Raw genomic sequence first — 5,720 nt, 5'->3', positions numbered from 1 at the left:
GAACGGGGCAGTACCGGCCGACCGGTCCCCGCAGGGCCAACCCGTCGACGGGAGCGCAATGTCAGGCCCGGTGATCGACGCATGAACAGAGGCATATACCTACTCAAGCGGTTCGGACTCGCGATCCCGGTCATGCTGTTCGGGGTCACGCTGTCGTTTCTGATCCTCTACCTCGGCCCGATCGACCCCGTCGGGAGCATTCTCGGCCGACAGGCGACGGCCGCGGACATCCGGCAGCTCCGGATGGAGCTGAACTACATCGACGCGGCCGGGAATCCCATTCCACTGTGGGAGCAGTACTTCCGAGTCGTCGGCGACCTGTTCGTGCTCGATTTCGGAGATTCGTGGACGATTCAGCGCGAGACGCCCGTCGTCGAGCTCATCATTGACCGGATGCCCGCGACGCTCTGGCTTGGCTTCTGGTCGGTCGTCATCGCGCTCGGGATCGGCGTTCCGCTCGGGCTGTACGCCGGCCTGCGCGCGAACACGTTCCGTGATTACGCGAGCTCCGGGTTCGGGATCATCTGGCGCGCGATGCCGAACTTCTGGCTCGCCGTCATCATCTCGGGGCTGATCACCGCCGGAGGCGCCCTCGAGTTCTATCGCACGGCGATCATCGAGACAAAGGTCAGCGGAACCCCCGACGAGCTGGGCAACCTGTTCACCAACATCGATATCTTCACCGGGGTCCCGTATCTGGAACTGCTGTTCATCCCGGTTCCCAACCCCGGGCCGTGGTTCGTCGCCTTCAAGTGGATACTGCCCGCGGCGCTCGTTCTCGGGTCGTCGTCGATGGGTAACGAGGTCAGGATCGGACGGACCGCGGTGCTCGAGAGCATCAACTCGAAGTACGTCGAGACCGCGAAGGCGAAGGGGCTCTCTTCCCGCCGAATCATCGGCAAACACGTCGGACGGAACGCGGTTATCCCGCTGTTGCCCGTCATCATGGGCGAGTTCTACCTGTTGATCGGCGGGTCCGTCCTCGTGGAAGCGGTGTTCGGTATCAACGGCCTCGGGAATCTCTTCTTCAACGCGGTGTTGGGGCCCGACATCCCGCTCGTGATGGCGCTCGTGTTCATCTTCATCGTGATTCAGATCCTGTTCAACGTCAGCCAGGACCTCCTGTACACGTACATCGATCCGCGAATCAGCCTTGGAGAGAGTGAGTAACATGTCCGATCGTCACACCACCGAGTCGATTCGAGAGGAACTGACACACCGTGATGACCAGTCGCTGTCTGCCCGCATTACCGAGAATCCGGAGCCGTTCCTGCGGTGGGCAGTTCCGATGTTCGCGCTGATCGCCGTCGAGTTCGCCACGTGGGCGGGGATCGCGGTCGGCATGGTCGACGCGTTGGTCGTCGGGGTGACGGCCGCCGTCGAGCTCACGCTGAACTACGTCTCGCCCGGACTCGCACAGGCGGTCGTCGACTTCCAGGCCGGTGCGGTGGGAATGCTCCGCAGCGTCGGCGGGATGCTCGGAGAGTTCCCCACGCTGTTGAGCCGCGAGGTGATCTCGAACCAAGGCCACCAGACCCCGGACGGCTCGTGGCAGGGTACCTTCCTCGGGCTTCAGCCGGCAGTCGCGTGGGCCATCAGGTTCGTGCTCATAATCGCGTACGCTCTCTTCACCGCCTACTGGTCGTTCCGCGGTTGGCTCGTCTATCGTGACCACTACCGCGAATCCGACTGGACGCCCACCGACGACGTCGTCAACAACCTCCGCGGGCACCGCTGGGGGCAGTTCGGCGTCATCGTGTTGATCGTGTTCCTGACGATGGCGACGTTCGGGTCCGCGCTGGCGCCCTCGACGGTCAGCCAGAACATCGAGAACACGTACGGAGAGGAGAGCCGGATTCAGTACCTGTCGGACGACGGGACGGTGGAGACGGCGTTCGCCGGCGACGCCAACTTCAACTCGAAGTCCAAGGGGGCGGTCGAGACCAACATCGGCCTGATGTCGTACGACGATTACGGCCGCTTCCACCCGTTCGGGACGATGCCGAACGGCCGCGACCTGTTCACGTTTATGATGGGCGGAGCCAGGATCACGATGATCGTCTCGGGGATGGCGATCACCGGCGCCGCGGTCATCGCGATGACGCTGTCGATGTTGTCCGCGTACTACAGCGGATCGGTCGATCTCGGCGTTCTGACCGTTGCTGACGGAGTCGTCTCTATCCCGCAGCTACTGTTGTTGATCATGATGAGCGCGGTGTTCGCAGACACGTGGCTCGGGAGCGTACTCGACGGGGGGTTCTTATTGGCGCTCATCTTCGCGTTCACGACGTGGCCGTTCCTGTGGCGGGCGGTTCGGGGTCCGGCGTTACAGGTCGCACAGGAGGATTGGGTCCGCGCCGCGGAGAGCTACGGCCAACAGCCGCAGAAGATCATGCGCAAGCATATGCTCCCGTATATCCTCGGGTACCTGCTCGTCTACGCCTCCATGTCGGTGGGCGGGATCATTATCAGCCTCTCGGCGCTGTCCTTCCTCGGTAACGGGCTGGGGATATCACCCCCGACGCCCGCCTGGGGACGGGCGATATCGGCCGGGCAGAGCTACGTCTCGACGGTCTCGTGGCACATCTCGCTGGTTCCCGGACTGATGATCGTGCTCCTCGTGACCGGGATGAACGCCCTCGGCGACGGGATCCGCGACGCCATCGATCCGGAGACCGAGGCCGATGAGGGTGAAGAGGCGGCCGCGGGAGGTGGTGCGTGATGGCCCGGTCACAGAGCGCGACCGCGGAGACGACGGACAGCGAGGGTCCGGTTCTCTCCGTGAGAGACCTTCAGACCGTCTTCTACACGGATAACGAGACGATCAGAGCGGTCGACTCGATAAGCTTCGACGTCGGTCGGGGCGAGACGGTGGGAATCGTCGGCGAGTCCGGGTCTGGGAAAAGCGTTACCGCGCGCTCGATCATGGGGTTGATCGAGTCGCCCGGCACGGTGCTCCCGGAGTCGTCGATCAGTTTCGACGGCCGAGAGCTCACCGACCTCTCCGAGGAACAGTACCAGTCGGTCCGCGGGAGCGGGATCGGGATGGTCTTTCAGGACCCCCAACAGTCGCTCAATCCCGTCTACACCGTCGGAAACCAGATCCGTGAGTCGCTGGAGGTAAACCGTGACATCACCGGAGAGGAAGCGGTCGAGGAAGCGATGAGACTACTCCAGGCCGTCGGGATTCCGGACGCCAAGCGCCGGTTAGACGAGTATCCGCACGAGTTCTCCGGCGGGATGCGGCAGCGTGCCGTCATCGCGATGATGCTCGCGTGCGACCCGGACTTCCTGATCTGCGACGAGCCGACGACCGCGCTCGACGTGACGATCCAGGCGCAGATCCTGGACCTCCTGAAAGAGCTACAGGAGGAACGCGGGCTGTCGATACTGTTCATCACGCACGACATGGGGGTCATCGCGGACATCGCGGACCGCGTGAACGTGATGTACGCGGGACAGATCGTCGAGAAGGCGGGCGTCGAAGACCTGTTCTCGAATCCGCAACACCCGTACACGGAGGCGCTCCTCAGGTCGATCCCCGGGGAACACTCCCGGGCGGAGGGGCTCGAAACGATCGAAGGACAGGTCCCGACACCGAACGAGCCGGCCGATCACTGTCGGTTCGCGCCTCGGTGTCCGAAGTCGTTCGACGCCTGCGAGGAGGTGCCGCCGCAGCACGTCTCGGTCGGAGACGGCGAGGGGCACACGGCGTCGTGTCTGCTGTACCCCGACGACCAGAGCGAGACGGCCCGCGTCGAGAAGCACGTCGAGAAAGCGAGCGAGCGAACGGAGGAACACTCATGAGCAACGCAGTTGAGCGGTCACCGCCGACAGAGGAGTCGGAGACGCTGATAGAAGTAGAGGGGCTCAAAAAGTACTACGGCGGCGACGGGGTGCTCGCCGACCCGCCGGTGAAGGCGGTCGACGGCGTCGACTTCGAGATCAAACGCGGGGAGACGCTCGGACTGGTCGGCGAATCCGGGTGTGGGAAGAGCACGCTCGGTCGGACCCTCCTCGCGCTCGAAAACGCGACCGAGGGATCGATCGTCTACGACGGCACCGACGTCACGACGCTTTCCGGAACGGAGCTCAAAGAGTGGCGGAGGAACGCCCAGATGGTGTTTCAAGACCCCGAGTCAAGCCTCAACGACCGGATGACGGTCGGGGAGATCATTCGGGAACCGCTCGACGCGCACGACTGGAAGACGATGACCGACAGGCGAGAGCGGGTGCTGGATCTGCTGTCGGAGGTCGGTCTCCCCGACGAACACTACTTCAGGTACCCGCACCAGTTCTCCGGCGGGCAACGCCAGCGAATCGGAATCGCGCGAGCGCTGGCGCTTGAACCGGACTTCCTGGTTCTCGACGAACCGGTCTCCGCCCTCGACGTGAGCGTTCAGGCGAAGATAATCAGCCTCCTCGAAGACCTCCAAGAGGAGTTCAACCTCACGTACCTGCTCATCGCACACGACCTCTCCGTGGTCCGGTACATTTCCGACCGCGTCGCCGTGATGTACCTCGGGAAGATCATGGAGAAAGGGGAGACGGAAGAGGTGTTCAGCGACGCTTCGAATCCGTACACGCAGTCGCTTTTGTCGGCGATTCCGGAACCCGACCCGTCGGCGGCGTCGCAGCGGATAACCCTCTCCGGAACGCCCCCGAGCCCGAGCGACGCGCCAGAGGGCTGTAACCTCTCGACGCGCTGTCCGGCGAAGATCAGGCCGGAAGCGTACGCCGACGCCGACGAGGACCTCTGGCGGGCGATCGAACGGTTCAGGGAGGTCGTTCGCGAGCGCGCCCGCGTCGCGCTCTCGGCGGGAGACCGAGTCAGACGGCGGCTCGATCGGTTCGATCGGTTCGACGACATCGAGGACAGCAGGGCGGACACCTTCGACGGCGTCGAGGTGCCGGACCGGGTCGACGAACAGATCGAGACCGCGGTCGAGATGGTCAAACGCGGGCGCCCGGCGGAGGCGCAGGAACACCTCTACGAGGAGTTCGCCAGCGTCTGCGACCGCGAACTGCCGGAGATGTACGAGGTGTCCGCGTCGGGTCGCCAGAGCTACTGCCACCGGCACGCCGACGAGTACGAGGACGTCGGACCCGTGATCTCGCGCCGTGCAGACAGCGAGTAACTCCGCGCGGGTCAGCGAGTTCGCCGTCTGGGTCGGCGCCGCGTCGATCGGTGTCGTCGCGGGCTGTGCCGCGGTCGCGTACGTGTTCGGCGACGGGCTGCTCACGCTGAAGTACGTCCTGTTCGTCGTCGGGTTCCTGTTGTTCGGCCTCGGCGGGCTGGCCATCCAACCGAAGGCCAAACGGCGGGACCGCGAACGCGTCAGCTTCGACACCGAGCAGCCGTGGGGAATCGAGGAACGGCTCACGCGGCTGCCGCCGCTCCGCGAGATGACCATCCCGTTCGAGGAACGGGTGAGCCGCAACGTGAAGATATTCGTGACGAGCCTAGTCGTACTGGCGGTGTCGCTGTCGCTCGAGGTCGTCGCCGGCATCGGCGTGTGAAGCGCACAAGCGTTTTGTGACTCTGTACTCGTTGAAAAGCATGGTGCGAACAGAGCCGAACGGGTCGGAGGCGAACGACGACCGACGACGCGCGGAGGCGGTAAGCCAGTCCAAAGAGGCCCTACAACAGACGATCGCGGACATGAACGCGATGGCCGCGGACCGCGAGGAGGCCGGGTACGAGACGTTTACCGTCGCCG

The 5,720-nt window shown here is 64.3% G+C and carries 5 protein-coding genes; all 5 read left to right on the top strand.

Annotated features, from left to right (window positions below):
• Positions 1-81: 81 nt before the first annotated feature.
• The 5 genes from ACI944_RS10920 to ACI944_RS10900 are packed head-to-tail and all read left to right on the top strand — an operon-like array spanning position 82 to position 5,520.
• Positions 82-1,170, top strand: coding sequence for an ABC transporter permease (locus ACI944_RS10920; RefSeq protein ID WP_411719081.1), 1,089 nt, complete (start codon positions 82-84; stop codon positions 1,168-1,170).
• Position 1,171: 1 nt separating this feature from the next.
• Positions 1,172-2,722, top strand: coding sequence for an ABC transporter permease (locus tag ACI944_RS10915; protein ID WP_411719080.1), 1,551 nt, complete (start codon positions 1,172-1,174; stop codon positions 2,720-2,722).
• The gene (locus tag ACI944_RS10910; RefSeq protein ID WP_411719079.1) at positions 2,722-3,807 is read left to right on the top strand and encodes an ABC transporter ATP-binding protein; all 1,086 of its coding nucleotides are present in this window, start codon (positions 2,722-2,724) and stop codon (positions 3,805-3,807) included. Before ACI944_RS10915 ends, ACI944_RS10910 begins: the two co-directional genes overlap by 1 nt.
• A complete protein-coding gene (locus ACI944_RS10905; RefSeq protein WP_411719078.1) occupies positions 3,804-5,138 on the top strand; it encodes an ABC transporter ATP-binding protein in 1,335 nt (444 codons plus the stop codon). Before ACI944_RS10910 ends, ACI944_RS10905 begins: the two co-directional genes overlap by 4 nt.
• Complete coding sequence (locus ACI944_RS10900; protein ID WP_411719077.1) at positions 5,122-5,520, top strand: hypothetical protein; 399 nt, start codon at positions 5,122-5,124, stop codon at positions 5,518-5,520. The genes ACI944_RS10905 and ACI944_RS10900 overlap by 17 nt, the downstream gene beginning before the upstream one ends.
• Positions 5,521-5,720 lie beyond the last annotated feature (200 nt).

Source organism: Natronomonas sp., from assembly GCF_046710025.1.
In the GTDB taxonomy this organism is placed as follows: Archaea; Halobacteriota; Halobacteria; order Halobacteriales; family Haloarculaceae; genus Natronomonas.
This window is presented reverse-complemented; position numbering and strand designations above follow the sequence as displayed.